This is a genomic window from Bacteroides sp. 14(A) (assembly GCF_000526555.1).
GTDB lineage: Bacteria > Bacteroidota > Bacteroidia > Bacteroidales > Bacteroidaceae > Bacteroides > Bacteroides cellulosilyticus.
In genome coordinates this window covers 1084041-1100976 of sequence record NZ_JAGH01000001.1, presented here as the reverse complement: position 1 = coordinate 1100976, position 16936 = coordinate 1084041, and the positions used below count along the sequence as shown (strand labels likewise).

Sequence of the window (16936 nt, the reverse complement as noted above, 5' to 3'; positions counted from 1 at the left end):
GTAGCTAATTCCGCATTGATGCAAGTGTAAGAAAATTATCTTTTTAAAAAGGCATGATATGGCTTGTAGTTTATGATATGTGCGATTTTGGGGCAAATTTATCCTCACGAATGGCACTATAATTGAAAATGAATCATTAATTTTGTGGACTAATTAACTAAAAACACAATAGATATGGAAGATATGTTCTCTTTAGGAAGTGTTATATTATGGAATAATATACAGTGTGGTACTGATGGTGCTACAGACGGAGAGATTGCAGAATTATTTGTTTCAAAAGTTTTAGGCTCTGTTGTTCTGAAATTGAAATACGAAGATATTGTCTATGCTGTATCAAATGATGATATACATCCTATTATTTTCACCGCAAATACACTAAAAGGGAAAAAATATTTTATCTACGAAAATTTTAAGATTCTGAAACGCAACATAGAAGCAATAAAATCAGAGTAATTTCATCCATATATCAAAATCAGAGTTTGCGGAAACGTGAACTCTTTTTTTATGCCTATTATGAAGATTAGATACTTCTTTCATTCATTACTTAGTTAGGCTACAAATCTATATACCTTATTATCTCTAATAGAATTGCATTTTCCAATCCGCAGAATCTACGGGTACTTTTTTCGGGAAGAAATCTTTTTATAGACCCCAATCAAAAAAAGTACCTACCCTTGAAGCTACGAAGAAAAAGGGGCAATATTGTCTAATACCTTACTACAGATATGTTTTGGAACACTTGGAACTACATTTATCAGTGTTTTATCTTTAGACATTCAAAACCTTTCGCTAACTTTGCAGCAATTTCAGAGGTCTTAATGCGTTAAGGCACTGAAAGGACATATTTAACGAAAAGGTGTTATTGAGATTATCTTCTTAGATTAAACTTCGCAACTTTAATTTTGGAATGAAGATGATAGCAATAGCACCCACACATTTGATATATATTCATCTTGTAAATGAGTTATATACCTTTTGGTGTGGGGCTATTGTTTTATCCATTCCAAAGGTATTGCGAAGACCTAATCTAAGGATAAGACAAATATAGTTCCCACACCTTTATTTTATATCCACTTCTTCGGGGAATTGGGAAGTACAATATTAGTGAGCAATGAAAAAGATTATTTCAATTTTAGCTTTTACAGTACTGCCAACAATTGCTTATTCACAACTTCCATTAGTTGAATACAAACCCGTAATAGTTAGCAAAAGCAATAACAACAGTAGCAACGAACATAACCGTGGCAATAGTAACGGGTATTTTCCGAATGTGCCTTCATATTCTACTCCTAACCGTTCTACCACACAAAGCTATCAGACTGTAGGAGCATACTTCTTTAATGCAAGTTCACAAAATTTCAAAAGAACAAAAATCAAAATCAATTTAGGAGAATCTTATTCGGGAGAAACTGAAATCTATGTTCGGGCTGTATTAGACCGTTCTTTATATAGAGAAAGTTGGAGAGATTGTAATAACAGAGCCGTTAGGGTCAATGCTTTATTAGACAAAGAAATTATAGTGAATAACTTTGAATGGAAAGTAGAGCATACAACGTTGGGTACTATTTACTTTAACTACTAATTGTTGAAATTATGAGAACTTTTGTTTTACTACTGCTTACCTTATACTTTGCTCCCATATATAGTGTAAATATGGGAAATGACAGTGATATTTTTATGAACAGATTATCTGTAAACCAAGAATTTCAAGGCAATTTTTCATATAAATATGGTATGCGCAAAATTGACAAAGAATTATATATACACAATTTAGGAACTAATGTTCAATCCTATGTTGCAAGTAAGAATTGGAATGAATATAAACGTGAGGAATTTAGAAATGCGTATGAAAGGTATATGGACGCATTGAAAAAAGACAGACTTTCAGCTGATGATTTTGGAAACATAACAGATTCTAAAGGAGAATTGGGCAATGTTGATGGGGATGATTATTGGTACGATAATAAAGGAAATAGAATAAGTGGTGCGGAGTACAGAGCTTTAAGTGTACGCAAACAAAAGAAGTATCGGGCTTTTTATGCCAATAAAGAGGTTGCTACATATTTCAATGAAATTGCCAAAGCAATAGTAAACAGAAGATATTCACACAACATGTAAATAGTATTAAGTATGAACAAGTTAAATAAGTGTATATTGCTTTTTATCATGCTATTCCTCAATACTACTTATCTATTTGCAGACATTGGTAATCGTGGTAGATGGGATAACGGTGGAACTTCTAATTTTGGAATGTCCTTATGGGTACTTTTGGGTATTATCGCAGGAGGATTCTTTGCATATATCTTTATTAAAGATGGTTTGAAGAATGGATTCAAAGATAAGGAACTGAACAAAACTGGGTGTATGTCAATACTTGTTGCTGTTGTTGGATTATTGGTTTTAGTATCTATGTGTTCACATTAAATAGAAGTATGGTATGAAATTCAAAGTCCTAATATTCGCATTTACATTAATCATATTCAGTATTAATCTATATGCTGATGAATACAAGTTTGATTATGCAGTTATTGACAACGAGAAAGTAACTACTGTAAGTGCTTCAAATATTACAGCCCATCTTGTTAGTGAATCTAAAGCCACTGTAACTTATAAAAATGAAACTGTTACTCTGACATCTAAAGATGGTTACGAATACAAAGGTTTTGGTGAAAGTGGAGTGGTTATCGTTTCTAATAAAGTAAATGGTGTATTAAGCAGAATTACCATAGGAGGTACTTTTAGAGGACAAACCGTTATACTTGTTTATAAGCGGATTAATAGCAAATAACATCTTGATGATTATGGATATTTTCAAATCTATTGTATGCCTAATTATTGCGGTTATCATTTATTTTATAGTTGGGCTTATCGCTTGGAATATTGTATGTTCATGGGTTGATATATCATCTTGTACATTGGTGGAAATTAGTAATTATAGAATATACACATACTCTGGGATTGCCTTTATTTCCGCAATTATAGCTGAAATAAGAGCTGGAATAAAAAATGGGCGTGATATGGATGGCGCATGTACAATTCTATTTGTCACTGGGTTTCTTGCATTTATGGCTAATCATTGGGAAAGTATGTGGGATAGTGTCGCTGTTATCCTAACCATTTTATACAATATTATAAACGTTACGGTAATGGCATACTGTTTTTATAAGAGCAATGAATAACATTTCTATTTACATAAACTACCATGAAAAATACTATTATCCTTTTAATTAGCATAGCTACATTCATAGCTTGCGCCAAACAAAAAGCGGAACAAGTTTCTACCATAGACAGCACTTTACAAGTAAGTGTTGATTCTATCCTGCAAAACAAGTTATCCGAACTTGATGCGGCAATTGGGCAAGTTATTGTAATGAAAGTGCAGACGGGAGAAATTAAGGCTTCTGTTGGTTCTGATTCTATTCTACAAGAATCGGGATTAGTGCGTACCGCTTCACTTTTGGCGGCATTGGAAACAAAGGCAGTCAAGCTATCCGATACGATAGACGTTGCGGATGGGGTTTTAGCTATTGGAAAAGATACATTGTGCGACCATAATTGGCATAGAGGTGGATATGGGAAAATCACAGTGAAGCAAGGTTTCGGACTTGCATCCAATATCGCCAATTACAAAGCGGTAAAAAAGGCATTTGATAATGAACAAGCCTTTGCGAAAGCACTTGCAAAATACGGTTATCAAATGAAAGATACAAGTTTGGTTTATAATTCTTTAGGATATGGCATACCCACTACTCCATTACAGAACTTGACTTTCTTTAATGCAGCAAGCAAGACAGCCATTAAGCAAGCATTGGAATACTCTGTTTCTGATGGATTAGCCAAGCCTGCCCAATCCGATAAGGTTAAAGCAGCAGGAGCAACGGGAACTATTCAACTTCCAAACGGTGAATATGCCGTAGAATTTTGCGGTTACTTCCCTGCCGATAATCCGAAATACAGTATCATTGTTTCCATTAACAAGAAAGGATTACCTGCAAGTGGTGGACTGATGGCAGGTGATGTGTTTAGGCAGATTGTTGATATTATGAATGAAAGGTAATGAGAAGATTGCTATTTACCATTATTGGATTATTTAGTTTAGCAGCTTGCAATACAGACAAAACATCTGTTCCGCAGGATTTTGAATGTTTCAATCAGCCACATATCTACATAAAGTACAAACAGCCTATAAACGGATATACAATAAAAGTAATGTGGCTGCAAAATGGTGAAGTAGGTAATGCTCTATTCTGTTTAAAGAAACAAGGAGTACAATATTACTACTTTGCGGAAAAATGGACTGATAAGATTCTGTATGATAAGGGTAACACATATCCGAACAGCACAGTTATAGAGTTGGACTACACAGCTAAATTAGAGAGCGAAGAATACCTTTCGGATGATTCTCCTTTCTTCTTTTCCGATGTTGATTTTGACGGAGAAGATGAGTTCATTATCAACCGCTATAAAAGTGGTTCAAGGGATTCCAATGCTTATGACGTGTACGATGTCAGCCCATACGGTTACTTTATACAGAAAACAGAAGCACCATTTACAGAGTTGGAAAACGGACAATGTAAGTTTGATTCAGAGAACAAGACTATTACTGTTTTTGGCTCTAATGGTTGGAACAATCCAATCAATCATACCTACCAACTAAAAGACAGAAAATTTGAATTAGTACAATCAGAATAACTATTTTAAAATCAAACGAAATGAAAACATTTAGATTTATTGGAATGGCTTTATTAGCCGTAGTAATGTGCATGAACTTTACTTCTTGCAGTGATGATGAAGAAGAACAAGGAGAAACTTACAGTATTGAAGGTACTTGGCTATTGCAAAGTTCAAAAGGTTACATTGAAAATAGTAACGACAAAAACACTTGGGATGAAAGTTATCCAGATTTGCAAGAAACCAAATTAGAAATTACTAAAAATTCAAATGGAAAATATACTTTCAAAGAGTATTATTTTCAAGATGGCTCAAGCTCATGGGAGAATGACCCTTTTACATACTATCCTACACTATCAGGAACAACATTGACCGTTACCCCTCATATAATGGATTGCTGGGATACTGCCGAAATAAAATCTTTAGATAAAACAAAATTAGTATTGGAATGTGTCGGTGATGATGGAAATGAAAACTGGTACACTTTAGATACTTATGTAAGAGCAAAATAATTAAGAAAAAAGCCAACCTACCCAATTACGGATAAGTTGGCTTTTTCAGTTCTAAACAAACATCTATTAACTACAAAACTATGTGTTTCACAAGCATATTTATAGATGCAGAGAACACAAAACAATAGGAGTAGATTTTTCAGCAGGTAGATTTTTGAGGAGATATAGCTTTATATATCTATTACAGTTTTCTATACCTATACGATATTATGCAATGGCAATACAATATATGAATACTTTTTCAACAGAGGAAAAGCTACGTTATCCTATTATATACTATATCATTAGATAGGTAAAAAACTGATAACCAATAACAAAACTATTAGAAAGAATTATTGCATAACAGCATGATATTTACTAACTTTGTGGTGCAGTTCAATGCTGCAAAGAGATTATTTATTTAATGTTGAATCTATCTTAGTTTTCTTTGAAAGTTAAACCGTGAGTTAAACCAAAGAAGAAATAGAAGAATATAAAGAAATCATAAGATAACTGCTAAGGTACAATAGCTCAGTTGGTTGCCTTTGAAAGTCGAGCCGTAGGCGAGGCTTTTAAAGGTCTTGAGAGCAAAGGACTGAAAATCCTTGTGTCCCCGGTTCGATTCCTGGTGGCACCACTTTTAAAAGACTTCAAATTTGGTAAATCCCTGAAAATTAAACATTTCAGGGATTTTCTTTTTCCCCTAATCCGCATATTTTGGGCAGAATTACGCACTTTCGCTGTGCTAAATCGTGGACAATTTTAGGGTCAGTCCGAAAACCCTGTGGGTATGTTAAATTTACACTGTTAGTTTGCATAATCTAAAAATAAAGAATGGTATATCTCCGACTCCCCTAAACTGTGCCCTGAACGCTTTAATTTTTGCATTGAATGATTCTGCAAATGCATTCGTTTCCCTGTTAACGAAATAGTTTAGTATCGTTTCATAATAGTTCTGCATGGTATTTGTTACGGTTCTGAAACATCCATATCCAAGCTTTTCTATTTTATTGTACCACAAGGCAAGCTTTCCACGTGCCACATCCTTGTCATAGTGCTTATTATACACGTTGGTCAATTCTATAGCTAAGTCGTAAACTGATTTCAATTCCGGATAATGTTCGAATATGATTTCCGCACGTATTCTTTGAGATTCAGTCCATTTACTAAAATGCTTGACAAGTACATGTTTAGCCCTTGCCAGCAGCTGCCTACGGGTATCGCCATTGGTATATCGAAACGGAACATACTCTATATGTTGCTCTCTGCACCTCTGAATTTCATCGTTCTCTAAATCCCGTGCCAGCCAGCGATAAGTAATCCTGAGTTCATCAATTGCCTCATAAAAGAGCTTCTGTACATGAAACCGGTCATTTGTCATAGTGGCGTTTGGAAAAGCCGTTCGGACAATTCGCATCATGGTCGGCGAAAGATCTAAAGTGACCTCTTTGACTGTCTTGCGCTTGGAGACATGAATCATTTCAAGCACCTTTATGACGTCTTCAGACTTCGTACCACGTATCATGGCCACAAGTGTACCTTTGCCACCACGTCCCGCACGGTTAGTGACAACAGTATATAATTCTCCGCAGCTCAAAGAAGTCTCGTCAATACAAAGGCTAGGACCTATGTTATGTTTGAACAGGACATATTCTGAGGCATGATCTAACTGGTCCCACTGTCTGTATGCGCTGATAAACTCCTTGTACTGTGAAGTCAACAGTTTACCGTTTACCCCATAAGCATCTGCTATGGAGCTTATGCTAGCCGCGGTAGTTTCAATCTTCTTCTTTTAAAAAAGCAACGAACTCAGGAGTGAGTTTCGTCCCTTCGGCCGTAAGATCATCGTAGGTATAGGAAAACGTTTCCCCTGTAGCTTTGTCATACCAGCGACGACGTCTTACGTGGAGATAAACAGGTTTGCCACGCAGAGGAAAGTCCTGAATCACTTTCTCATCTGTGAAACCATGTGATATCACAGTCCCACTCTTGTAATCAGAACGTTCCATGTAGTTTTTTTCATCAAGCCAAACTTCGATTTTGACGGAGTCGTCATGCCAACCGGAGATCTCGAAATACGTCATTAAAACTTCGGGGAAGATGACTCGTAGTAACTTATGTAGGTTGCGATTGGAAGGCATTGGACAGATTATTTTAATTTGAACACAAAGATAGTTCACTTTCGCGTATTAACATAACATACCCACAGGGTTTTCGGACTGACCCCAATTTTAGTCTCGAAAAAAGTGTCCACGAATTGTACCATAAGTCGTTGATTGTCTTATCGTTTAATTCCTGCTATTCTGCACGATTCAGTAACTTTAAACATTAATTTTTTGAAGTATGAAACGACAGACTTTCAACGTGCTGTTCTTCATCCGCAAAACAAGAACAGTAAAGTCAGGTGAGACACCTATCATGTTGCGGATAACAATTCAAGGGCAATTAGCTGAAATGCAGCTAAAAAGAACCGTTAAGCCTGAACTTTGGTCGCAAGCTAAGGAACGGTGTACAGGCAAAGACGCTAAATCAGTAGAGATAAACCGTTATCTAGAATCAGTTAAACTGCGCCTGTACGATATTCATCGAACTTTGGAAGATGAAAATAAACTTATCAATCCGATGGAGATTAAAAGACGCTTTCTCGGACTGGATGAAAAGCATCTAATGTTCTTTGAAGTTTTTCAGGAACATAATGACAAATGTCGTGAGTTGATTGGCAAGGATTATGCAAAAGTAACTATCTCCCGGTTTGATACTTGCCTACGGTATTTCAAAGAGATGGCTTTGAAAAAGTATCACCTAAAGGATATTCCCATGAAAGAAATAAGCCATGCCATCATTCAGGACTATATTCATTTCCTGAAAACAAGGAAGGACTTGCAGGAGAATACAGTAATCCGTTATATGAAGGTAGTGAAGAAAATCACAAACATGGCATTAGCGAATGATTGGATGGAAAAAGATCCGTTTATCAATATCCGTTTCCATGAGCAAGAAGTACACAAAGAGTTTCTTACCAAAGAAGAATTAGAAATTATGCAAAACAAAGTATTTGATGTTCCTCGACTGGATTTAGTGCGTGATATTTTTCTATTCCAATGCTTCACGGGGTTAGCTTTCATAGATGTATCTGAATTAAAGGCAGAACATCTTGTATCTGATAATCAGGGGAATTTATGGATTAGAAAAGCAAGACAGAAAACGAAAGTTATGTGCAACATTCCTCTTTTGGATATACCTTTAGCCATATTGGAGAAATACGAAGGGCATCCACTGGCGAAAAAGAAAGGAACATTGTTACCCGTTCCATGCAACCAAAAGCTAAACAGTTACTTGAAAGAAATTGCTGATTTATGCGGTATTAAAAAGAATTTAACCACGCATACCGGACGGCATACATTTTCAACCATTGTCGCTTTAGCCAACAATGTATCATTGGAAAATGTAGCCAAAATGCTCGGTCATACGAATACAAAAATGACACAGCGATACGCAAAAGTATTGGATCAAAGCATTCTCCGAGACATGCAGAATGTACGAGAAAACTTCTCTACTAAAACCATCTAAAGATGAAAACGGCTACCGTCCTAATGGATTGAGTAGCCGTTTCTCTATATTCATTCTATTAAAAACTAAAGAGAATAATCTTCTATATTATAGGCAGAACGAAATCTATCTTCCAACACCTTCCTAATATCCGATTCACGAAACAGCACTTTGCCTGGAAGTTGAATAAAAGGGAAAATGCCATCATCCCGATAATACTGCAAAGTTCTACGGCTGATTTTGAGTATAGAACAAAGTTCTTCGCTTGTCAAATACCGTTCACCATCAAACATGGGCTTATTATTCTTCAATGCATATTCTATATAAGGTAAAACCCTATCTAACGATTGCAATAATTCTTGGCTATCATCATCCGTATATAAATCCATAAGCAATTATTCTTTAGTGGTTACTTTTATTCTACCTGAATCCAATAGTTTTTGTACTTCGGCAACCTTATAATATACCTTCTTGCCAACAGTCGAAAAAGAAAGTTTACCACTCTCACGTAAAGACTGTAATGTCCGTAAAGGAATATTTAAGGAAGTTGCCAATGTCCTACCCTCTATCCATTCTTTCTCAATATACATATCAAAAGGAGACAAAGAAATATTATCTGCCAATGATATAATCTGTCCCAACTTCTTTCTAAAAGAATCGAAGGAAACTCTTTCTATTGCTACTATATCCATATATAAATTACTTTTCAAAATTCATTATCTCAATCCTTTTTTTTAAAGTAAGTTTTCCAGAACCCAATATGAAGCATTGACAAAGATAAGTTCCGTATTTAGCCTGTTCAAGTCCAAGCCTTCGGTTTAGATAAAAATCTTCCTCTCATTTACATTCGAGCGTATTTTTATCTAAAGACTTGCACAGACTAAATACTTCACTGGAAAAGTCAATGATTCAAATTAAATTCCGAAAAACAATGTTTTCGAAGGTGGTAGGTTATTCCTTCCAGCTTTCAAAGTAGTGCTTTTGCAGTAAATTGTCAATATCACTTTGCCGATAGATGATTTTACCCTTTATCTGAATGAAGGAAATTAATCTCGTATTTCGCCATTCTTGCAAAGTTCGTAGACTGACATTCAGTTTTTTAGAAACCTCATGATTGGAAAGAAAACGTTCTCCGTTCAGGTGAGGTTTACAGTGCTTGACAATTGATTCAATACCGTTCAGCATTGAATCGAGCGAAGAAATAAACTCTTTGACTTGTGGTGTATCTTTATTTATTAATTCCATGATTGAAAGATTGTTTTATTGAAATAGTGATTTCAAGATTGCTAAGTGGCTAATCAGTAAAATGACTAGCTGGTTGATTGATTAGTTACGCAGATAATCGCCTAACGATGAAAGGTTAAGCACATCTTTCACCGGATCATAATCTATGTAAATCCGTTTAGGAGCAGGAGCGATAAAATACAGGCTACCTTCTTTATGTATTTCATATGTGGCGGGTGAAGCCTGTTTGGTGATTTCCGATACATAGATAATAGAGAGAAGATAATCTTTGTCGTTCCGATAAATGATAACCGTAGGATTCAGATTAATACTTTCCCATGTGCCGATAATAGAAAACAGGTTGAAGGACAGATAATCTTCTTTAGTTCTTTTCATAAGGCATGATTTGTTTGGGTGATTGATTCTTTATTTCACAGTTTGAAATAATCTTTTCAATATCAGCAGATTTATAATAAATCTTGCTACCGATTTGAGAATAAGCCAATCTTCCGCTACTTCTATAATACTGCAAAGTTCGCTTACTAAAGCCTAACAACAGGCATACTTCCTGACTATCCAGCCAGTTTTCGACTTTCTGCGTATGAGTGCTGTACAAACTCTCAATCCGTTTAGCAAACTCCGTGAACCTCTCGCAGATATACAAGAATGTTCTTTTTTCAATGGTTACTACCTCCATACTTTTACTTTTAATGGTTCATAAAACATGTTGATTCTATTTTCACCAGCAAATGAAAGAAGAATCAAGAGACGTTTTCTAAACTGTCTAAGGACGGCATAGTAAGTTCAGCATTGGCTTGATAGCAAAAAACTTTCTACCACTGCAAATTTACCAAGCAGATTATTTGCATGTTTCCCACAAGTAACATATATTTGTTCCCAAATAGTAACAATGCGTAAAATGAAAGGAAAAAGCATAACAGGAGAAAGAGATCGGGAAGCTACCGAAAAGCGGTTGCTAGATACTATCGGTAAAATGATTGCCGAAGATGGCTTCGAGAAAATCGGCATTAACGCTATAGCTACCCAATCAGGTGTTTCAAAGATATTGATATACCGTTATTTCGGTTCGGTAGAGGGACTTATGGCTGCTTACATACGGCAACATGATTTTTGGATCAATTTCCCTCTTGAATATCCCAGCCGTGAAAAACTACCTGCATTCGTGAAAAGTATGTTTCAAGGACAGATTGAGCAATTAAGGAATAATCCTACTTTGAAAAGGCTTTATCGCTGGGAATTATCTTGTAATAATGATATGATTGTAAAGCTAAGAGAGCAACGGGAAAAAGTAGGAATAGACCTTGTAAAGAAAGTAAGCGAACTAACAGGACATCCCCAAAAGGAAATTGCAGCAATAGCCTCTATGCTGACAGCATCAATTACTTATTTGGTAATGCTGGAAGATTTTTGTCCGGTTTACAATGGCATTCCTCTGAATGAGAATTCAGGCTGGGAACAGATAAACGAAGGAATTGAAGTTTTAATAAATAAGGTATTTCAAGATGAAAACTGATTTCATACAAATAGCCAGTTATGCTTCCAAAGCTCCTTCGGGACATAACACACAGCCTTGGAAGTTTCATATTACGGACAGTACTATTACGGTTCTCCCCAACTTAGATGTAGCGTTACCTGTCGTTGATAGAAACAATCGTGAGTTATTTATTAGCTTAGGCTGTGCTGTTGAAAACTTATGCATCGCTGCCAGCTATTTTGATTACACTACCCATATAATAGAATGCAGTATAGAAGCGATTATTCTTGAATTAACGAAAAATGATCTCACAATTGAAGATTCCCTATTCCACCAAATTGAGAAACGACAGACAAACCGCAATATCTATAATGGCAATAAAATATCAGATGGAATTCTACAACAACTTCAATCCATTCCAAAAGAAAATGGTATTCAATTCTACTTTACTGAAATAAATACGCCATTTGCAAATACAATAACCCAATACATAATGAAAGGGAATGAAATTCAAATGGCTGATATTGCTTTCAAAAATGAATTGCTTTCGTGGATGAGGTTTAATAAAAAACAAGTTGAGGCTACACATAACGGGCTAAGTTATTTGGTTTTCGGAAATCCACCACTTCCTAGAATATTAGCACGTCCCATAGTTAGCTTATTCTTAAAACCTAATGCGCAAAACAAATCGGATAGAAAGAAAATAGATTCTTCCTCGCATTTTGTTGTATGCACCACACAACGGGATACAATCGAAGAGTGGATTAACTTGGGGCGAACACTCCAACGCTTTCTGTTAAAAGTAACTGAGATCGGGATTTCTTATGCTTTTTTGAATCAGCCGTGCGAAGTTGCGGCATTAGCTTTTGACTTACGAGAGAAATTACCTGTCAATAAGGAACACCCAACATTAATAATGAGAATTGGTTATGCAAAGCAAATCCCTTATTCTCCCCGTAAAAAGATTGAAACATTACTAGTCTAATATTTTTTTGCTTACTATGTTCCCGATTAGTAACAATAATAAAATAACAATTTAATAAAACTAATATGAATAAAATGGGATTGACATTGATTTATTTATGGCTTGTCAGCCTTTGTTCCTGCCAACAGGAATTGATTGAGTATGAGAAAGGAGATGTAAAGGTATGTATCGAACAGGGTGAACAATGGCTGCATGACTTTCCTTTGTTCTTAGGTATCAACAAAAAGAACCCACCTCAAATTGCTGTCTGGTTGGAAGATACACAAGGGAATTATCTTTCAACGGTCTATGTAACTCATAAGATCGCCACTCAATCTTGGCAAGCATCGGGAGGAAACCGACGAAAAGAAGCTCTACCTCATTGGTGTTATTCACGTGGAATAAAATACGATGATGGACTTTATTTGCCCACAAAGAAAGAACCATTAACAGATGGCATATCAGGGGCAACCCCACATGGAAGTTTTAATATCAAATTAAGTCCGACAACAGCACTAAAGAAATTTGTGGTAAAAATAGAAATCAATCACTCTACCGATTTCAATGAAGCCTTTCCCAAATTAGCCAAAGAAGGAGAAACCAACTATTCTGGTGGTAAAGAAGGAAGTGGACAACCAGCGATCGTATATACTGCCAATGTCGATTTATTATCAGGAGAAAAATCATTTGAAGCAAATTTGATCGGGCATAGTAGTCCAGATGGAAGTTCGGGAGAGATTAATAAAGATACATCCGGACTTACAACAGCTTTACACATTGTAAAACGCATAATTGTAACAATCCAATGAAAAAGATTATTCTACTAATTATAGCAAGCTGTACTATTGCTATGGCGACAGCACAAAAGAAAGAACACTTCACTTTTGCAACAAGTGCAGGAACAGGGATTGACATGAGCGAGCCAGCAGCTACCCCTTTTTCATGGCAGATTCTGGGTTATTATGCTATCAACAAACGGTTCTCTGTCGGTGTCGGGACAGGATTATCCATTTATGAAAAAGCTCTGATCCCGTTATTTGCCGATGCAAAATTTTTAATCATAAAACCTAGAAAATTCACTCCTTATATAGAATGTGGCGCTGGATATAGTTTTGCACCGAATAAAAATGCTAATGGAGGTTTTTATCTGAATCCATCTGCGGGGGTAGAATATTCTATTTGTAAAAGTAAGAAGTTATTCTTGGCTTTAGGATATGAATCCCAGAAACTTGAACGACTGAAAACGCAAAAGCAATCATTGTTTACTGCCGAGTTTGCAGAGAAACTAAGTCATAATGCTATTTCAATAAAGATTGGATTCATGTTTTAAAGATATACAGAAATCATTCAGCAACATGTAACAGACTTTAGTCTGATTATTAATACTCATTAATTATTAAACACTTCATGCTTATGAATGATTTATCAAAAACGAGGATTACCATCTTATTGACTGATTCCTCACAAAAAGTAACTGACACAGAAATGCAAGACGCTTATGACGAATTTATCAGGTGCATAGCAACAATTGGCAATTCAAAAGATAACTCCAACATCTTTCGGATGCTGAATCTCACTCGTATTGAGATAGCACCCTTAAAAGAGCTATATCAGTGCGAGCAGGGGGAAAAATGCGCTTAAAAATTCTTATCTGCATAAAGTGCTAGCTATTATCAATGTAGAATTGGAACTATTAAGTCTAAAAATTAAGCATCCTGAATCATTTGTTTCACCTATCTCACCAACATTCGAATCAGATCTATACGTAATCCCTAAGTCAAAGGACTTGGGGATTATTGGTATTGCTGAAATAGTAATAGGGTTATCTTTTTTAGGCGAAGTAGTCGGAAAAGACGGAAAGCCCGTCCCATTAGTTCGTTTAGCTCACGGTTTTGAAGTCCTTTTCAATTTGAGATTTGGAAGTATATACGATAAACTGGATGCTATTTTTATGCGTAAACCATTCAATCTGACCAAAACATTAGATGCTTTAAAGAATGCAATTAACAAAGAAGCCCGTAAACGATCTAATAAACATTAGACAAAATGGTTTTATAATTCTCTTATTTACAACTATTTGAATTTTATTTTCAGGGGAGTAGTTACCTACTCCTCTTTTTCTGATTCTCCATTCTGCCGATTTTTGCATCATCAATCGATTGACATTCATGATGTATCACCAAAAAATGAAGCAAAATGTATATAGACAACGAAAACTTTGATAAATGGATGGAGAAGCTATCCAAGAAACTCACTGAAATAGTGAAAGACTTAAAATCCCTAATCAATACCGATAAAGTATTAGATGATAATGAAAAGATACTTGATAATCAGGATTTAGCCTTTCTTCTGAAAGTATCTTTCCGAACTCTTCAACGTTATAGGGTAAGCGGGCTACTACCTTTCTTTACCATCGGAAAGAAAACTTATTATCGTGCTGGTGATATCCGGTCTTTCATTCGTGAACGTGCCGATTTCCAAACCTACAAACAGTTTGAAGAAGCCAATCAATTAAAGAATCAGCCTTGAAAGCAAAAGGTAGCAAATTTAGGAATGAAGTATTGCTGCTCCTTCCTTGTGCTACCATCCTAATTTAGCAGAAACAGCTACGTCTTCCAGCTTCGCTCATTTCGCTAAATTGAGCAAGAGGGAACTGGACAAGTCCTGTTCTTCCCTCTTGCCCTGCGGGGCAAAGCCTTCGGCTTTAATGGGTTACATTCGTAATAGTTTATAACAGTGATTATAAGTCGAAAATCTATTTCGCTTATAATCAACTGAATGAATGTCGTTTTCTTTATAAAAAACTTATAATCATGGATAAGACCAGTAATATATCCACGCTTACCACCATCGGGATAGACCGACAGACAGGAAAGCTGATAGATAAACTCTGCAAACGCTATTCGCTGAAAAAAGGGGAAATAGTCCGATTAGCATTTGTCTATATTGATAAAGCGTGTATCAATCCATCGGAAGCACCGGAATCCGTAAAATCGGAACTGGCGAAGATAAACAAACGGCAGGATGATATTATCCGATTCATCCGACACTACGAGGAAGAACAACTAAATCCCATGATACGAACTGCTAATTCTATTGCGGTTCGGTTTGATAGTATTGGCAAGACATTGGAAACGCTTATTCTTTCCCAATTAGAATCCAGTCAAGGTAAACAAACAGCTGTACTGCAAAAGGTAAGTGAACAGTTCGGCAAGCACGCCGATGTAATCAACCAGCAGGGGAAACAACTTACCGCACTTTATCAGATACACCAACGAGATTACAAAAAGTTACTTCAACTGATACAACTCTATTCGGAACTCTCTGCTTGCGGTGTGATGGATAGCAAAAGGAAAGAGAGCCTAAAGGCTGAAATTACTAATCTAATAAATACATAGAACCATGCACATAGATTTTGCCCCACCATCGGGCGGAACATATAACAATGCAGGGAGTAGCCGACAGTTAGCCTCATACATGGAACATGAGGATTTAGAACGTATGGAAAAGGGAATCTATACCGAAGGTTTCTTTAGTCTAACAGAGGATAATATCTATAAATCAACCGTCATAAAAGACATAGATACCAATATCGGGCAATTACAGAAAACAGATGCTAAGTTTTTCGCTATCCATGTCAGCCCATCGGAAAACGAACTTTGGATAATGGGGAACACCGAACAGGAGAAAGCCGAAGCCATGAAGCGGTATATTCGGGAAGTATTTATTCCTGAATATGCCAAGAATTTCAACAAAGGACTATCCGAAGCGGATATAAAATTTTATGGGAAAATACATTTTGACCGTAGTCGTTCCAATAACGAGCTGAATATGCACTGTCATTTGATTGTCAGTCGTAAAGACCAAGCCAATAAAAAGAAGCTATCACCGCTTACCAACCACAAGAACACCAGGAAAGGAATGGTAACAGGTGGTTATGACCGTGTGAACCTATTCCAACAGGCAGAACAGGGCTTTGATAAACTGTTCAGCTACGACCGCCAATTCTCAGAATCGTTTGAGTATGCCAATACCATGAAGAACGGTTCTATCTCCGAACAGATTGAATTACAGGAGCAAAATTTTACTGGCAAAAAGAAAAAAGACGTATTCCAATCCAATGAAAAAGAAAACATGATTTCTTGCAATCTTGATAGCAAGCAGGATGAGAAACCCACTTTCAATCAGCAAAATAATAGTAGTGGTGATTCTCTATTATCTATCTTCTCATTGGGAGATGGCAATAACTACAACGCTACACAAGCAGGAGATTTACAGGCACAGAAACGCAAGAAGAAAGGGATTAGACGATGATTGAATATGAGGAACTAAGAGTCAATATAGACCGCTACTTGATGGAGCGTTTCAAATATCATAAATCTCTTGTCTGTCTGACAGTGGATAACATTATTACTACCCAGAAGTAGGTGGGTAGATTTATATTTGCTTATTAGGAGAATTGAAAGCCGATTTCCCCCTAATTATCTGGCATTATACCTATCGAAATCGTTAGATCTAATGCTGAGATAAATTTTATTAATC

26 protein-coding genes and 1 tRNA gene are annotated in these 16936 nt (G+C 36.1%); 20 read left to right on the top strand and 7 right to left on the bottom strand.

The features are described from left to right. Positions 1-174: 174 nt before the first annotated feature. The 10 genes from K429_RS0103890 (at position 175) to K429_RS30170 (ending at position 5799) form a co-directional block, all read left to right on the top strand. On the top strand, positions 175-453 hold the full coding sequence (locus K429_RS0103890) for a hypothetical protein (RefSeq protein WP_025726111.1): 279 nt from the start codon (positions 175-177) through the stop codon (positions 451-453). 658 nt (positions 454-1111) lie between these two features. After that, a complete protein-coding gene (locus K429_RS0103885; protein ID WP_025726110.1) occupies positions 1112-1582 on the top strand; it encodes a hypothetical protein in 471 nt (156 codons plus the stop codon). Positions 1583-1593: 11 nt separating this feature from the next. Next, positions 1594-2118, top strand: coding sequence for a hypothetical protein (locus K429_RS0103880; RefSeq protein ID WP_025726109.1), 525 nt, complete (start codon positions 1594-1596; stop codon positions 2116-2118). Positions 2119-2130: 12 nt separating this feature from the next. Then, complete coding sequence (locus K429_RS0103875; protein ID WP_011203308.1) at positions 2131-2424, top strand: hypothetical protein; 294 nt, start codon at positions 2131-2133, stop codon at positions 2422-2424. Positions 2425-2437: 13 nt separating this feature from the next. Further along, positions 2438-2788 carry a hypothetical protein gene (locus K429_RS0103870; RefSeq protein WP_025726108.1) on the top strand — a complete coding sequence of 117 codons (351 nt, stop codon included), beginning with the start codon at positions 2438-2440 and terminating at the stop codon, positions 2786-2788. Positions 2789-2801: 13 nt separating this feature from the next. Next, a complete protein-coding gene (locus K429_RS0103865) occupies positions 2802-3179 on the top strand; it encodes a hypothetical protein (protein WP_025726107.1) in 378 nt (125 codons plus the stop codon). A gap of 23 nt (positions 3180-3202) precedes the next feature. Beyond that, on the top strand, positions 3203-4057 hold the full coding sequence (locus K429_RS0103860; RefSeq protein WP_025726106.1) for a penicillin-binding transpeptidase domain-containing protein: 855 nt from the start codon (positions 3203-3205) through the stop codon (positions 4055-4057). After that, positions 4057-4692, top strand: a complete 636-nt coding sequence (locus tag K429_RS0103855) for a hypothetical protein (protein WP_025726105.1) — start codon at positions 4057-4059, stop codon at positions 4690-4692. The genes K429_RS0103860 and K429_RS0103855 overlap by 1 nt, the downstream gene beginning before the upstream one ends. Positions 4693-4712: 20 nt before the next feature. Then, positions 4713-5183, top strand: a complete 471-nt coding sequence (locus tag K429_RS0103850; protein WP_025726104.1) for a hypothetical protein — start codon at positions 4713-4715, stop codon at positions 5181-5183. A gap of 499 nt (positions 5184-5682) precedes the next feature. Next, a tRNA-Phe gene (locus tag K429_RS30170) sits at positions 5683-5799 on the top strand. A 162-nt stretch (positions 5800-5961) separates the two neighbouring features. Here the strand turns inward: K429_RS30170 and K429_RS0103840 are convergent. Then, positions 5962-6807, bottom strand: a complete 846-nt coding sequence (locus tag K429_RS0103840) for a transposase (protein WP_025726102.1) — start codon at positions 6805-6807, stop codon at positions 5962-5964. 133 nt (positions 6808-6940) lie between these two features. Continuing rightward, a complete protein-coding gene (locus K429_RS0103835) occupies positions 6941-7303 on the bottom strand; it encodes a transposase family protein (protein ID WP_044096339.1) in 363 nt (120 codons plus the stop codon). Positions 7304-7505: 202 nt separating this feature from the next. Between K429_RS0103835 and K429_RS0103830 the strand changes: the two genes are divergently transcribed. After that, entirely contained in the window at positions 7506-8732 is a 1227-nt protein-coding gene (locus K429_RS0103830) for a site-specific integrase (protein WP_025726100.1), read from the top strand. Positions 8733-8797: 65 nt separating this feature from the next. Here K429_RS0103830 and K429_RS0103825 read toward each other — a convergent pair whose 3' ends face one another. The 5 genes from K429_RS0103825 to K429_RS0103805 form a co-directional block, all read right to left on the bottom strand. Beyond that, positions 8798-9100 (bottom strand): helix-turn-helix domain-containing protein, encoded by a 303-nt coding sequence (locus tag K429_RS0103825; RefSeq protein ID WP_025726099.1) that lies wholly within the window; start codon positions 9098-9100, stop codon positions 8798-8800. A 6-nt stretch (positions 9101-9106) separates the two neighbouring features. Next, positions 9107-9403, bottom strand: a complete 297-nt coding sequence (locus K429_RS0103820; RefSeq protein WP_025726098.1) for a helix-turn-helix domain-containing protein — start codon at positions 9401-9403, stop codon at positions 9107-9109. A gap of 259 nt (positions 9404-9662) precedes the next feature. Continuing rightward, positions 9663-9956, bottom strand: a complete 294-nt coding sequence (locus K429_RS0103815; protein ID WP_025726097.1) for a helix-turn-helix domain-containing protein — start codon at positions 9954-9956, stop codon at positions 9663-9665. An 81-nt stretch (positions 9957-10037) separates the two neighbouring features. Further along, on the bottom strand, positions 10038-10331 hold the full coding sequence (locus K429_RS0103810; protein WP_025726096.1) for a DUF3876 domain-containing protein: 294 nt from the start codon (positions 10329-10331) through the stop codon (positions 10038-10040). After that, positions 10318-10632 (bottom strand): helix-turn-helix domain-containing protein, encoded by a 315-nt coding sequence (locus K429_RS0103805; RefSeq protein WP_021936964.1) that lies wholly within the window; start codon positions 10630-10632, stop codon positions 10318-10320. Before K429_RS0103805 ends, K429_RS0103810 begins: the two co-directional genes overlap by 14 nt. Before the next feature lie 222 nt (positions 10633-10854). Between K429_RS0103805 and K429_RS0103800 the strand changes: the two genes are divergently transcribed. The 9 genes from K429_RS0103800 to K429_RS0103760 all read left to right on the top strand — a co-directional run bounded on the left by K429_RS0103800 (position 10855) and on the right by K429_RS0103760 (position 16708). Beyond that, positions 10855-11469: a TetR/AcrR family transcriptional regulator gene (locus K429_RS0103800; RefSeq protein ID WP_008657154.1), complete on the top strand. Its 615-nt coding sequence runs from the start codon at positions 10855-10857 to the stop codon at positions 11467-11469. After that, positions 11459-12415, top strand: a complete 957-nt coding sequence (locus K429_RS0103795) for a nitroreductase (RefSeq protein ID WP_025726095.1) — start codon at positions 11459-11461, stop codon at positions 12413-12415. Before K429_RS0103800 ends, K429_RS0103795 begins: the two co-directional genes overlap by 11 nt. 65 nt (positions 12416-12480) lie before the next feature. Beyond that, positions 12481-13203, top strand: coding sequence for a hypothetical protein (locus tag K429_RS0103790; RefSeq protein WP_025726094.1), 723 nt, complete (start codon positions 12481-12483; stop codon positions 13201-13203). Further along, positions 13200-13724, top strand: a complete 525-nt coding sequence (locus tag K429_RS0103785) for a hypothetical protein (RefSeq protein ID WP_025726093.1) — start codon at positions 13200-13202, stop codon at positions 13722-13724. Before K429_RS0103790 ends, K429_RS0103785 begins: the two co-directional genes overlap by 4 nt. Before the next feature lie 83 nt (positions 13725-13807). Continuing rightward, positions 13808-14035: a hypothetical protein gene (locus K429_RS0103780; RefSeq protein ID WP_044096460.1), complete on the top strand. Its 228-nt coding sequence runs from the start codon at positions 13808-13810 to the stop codon at positions 14033-14035. A 19-nt stretch (positions 14036-14054) separates the two neighbouring features. Continuing rightward, positions 14055-14435, top strand: coding sequence for a hypothetical protein (locus K429_RS0103775; protein ID WP_008657164.1), 381 nt, complete (start codon positions 14055-14057; stop codon positions 14433-14435). 155 nt (positions 14436-14590) lie between these two features. Further along, positions 14591-14923 carry a helix-turn-helix domain-containing protein gene (locus K429_RS0103770; RefSeq protein WP_025726091.1) on the top strand — a complete coding sequence of 111 codons (333 nt, stop codon included), beginning with the start codon at positions 14591-14593 and terminating at the stop codon, positions 14921-14923. A 284-nt stretch (positions 14924-15207) separates the two neighbouring features. Then, entirely contained in the window at positions 15208-15792 is a 585-nt protein-coding gene (locus K429_RS0103765) for a BfmA/BtgA family mobilization protein (protein ID WP_025726090.1), read from the top strand. Between the two features lie 4 nt (positions 15793-15796). Further along, a complete protein-coding gene (locus K429_RS0103760) occupies positions 15797-16708 on the top strand; it encodes a DUF5712 family protein (RefSeq protein WP_025726089.1) in 912 nt (303 codons plus the stop codon). The last annotated feature ends 228 nt before the right edge of the window (positions 16709-16936 follow it).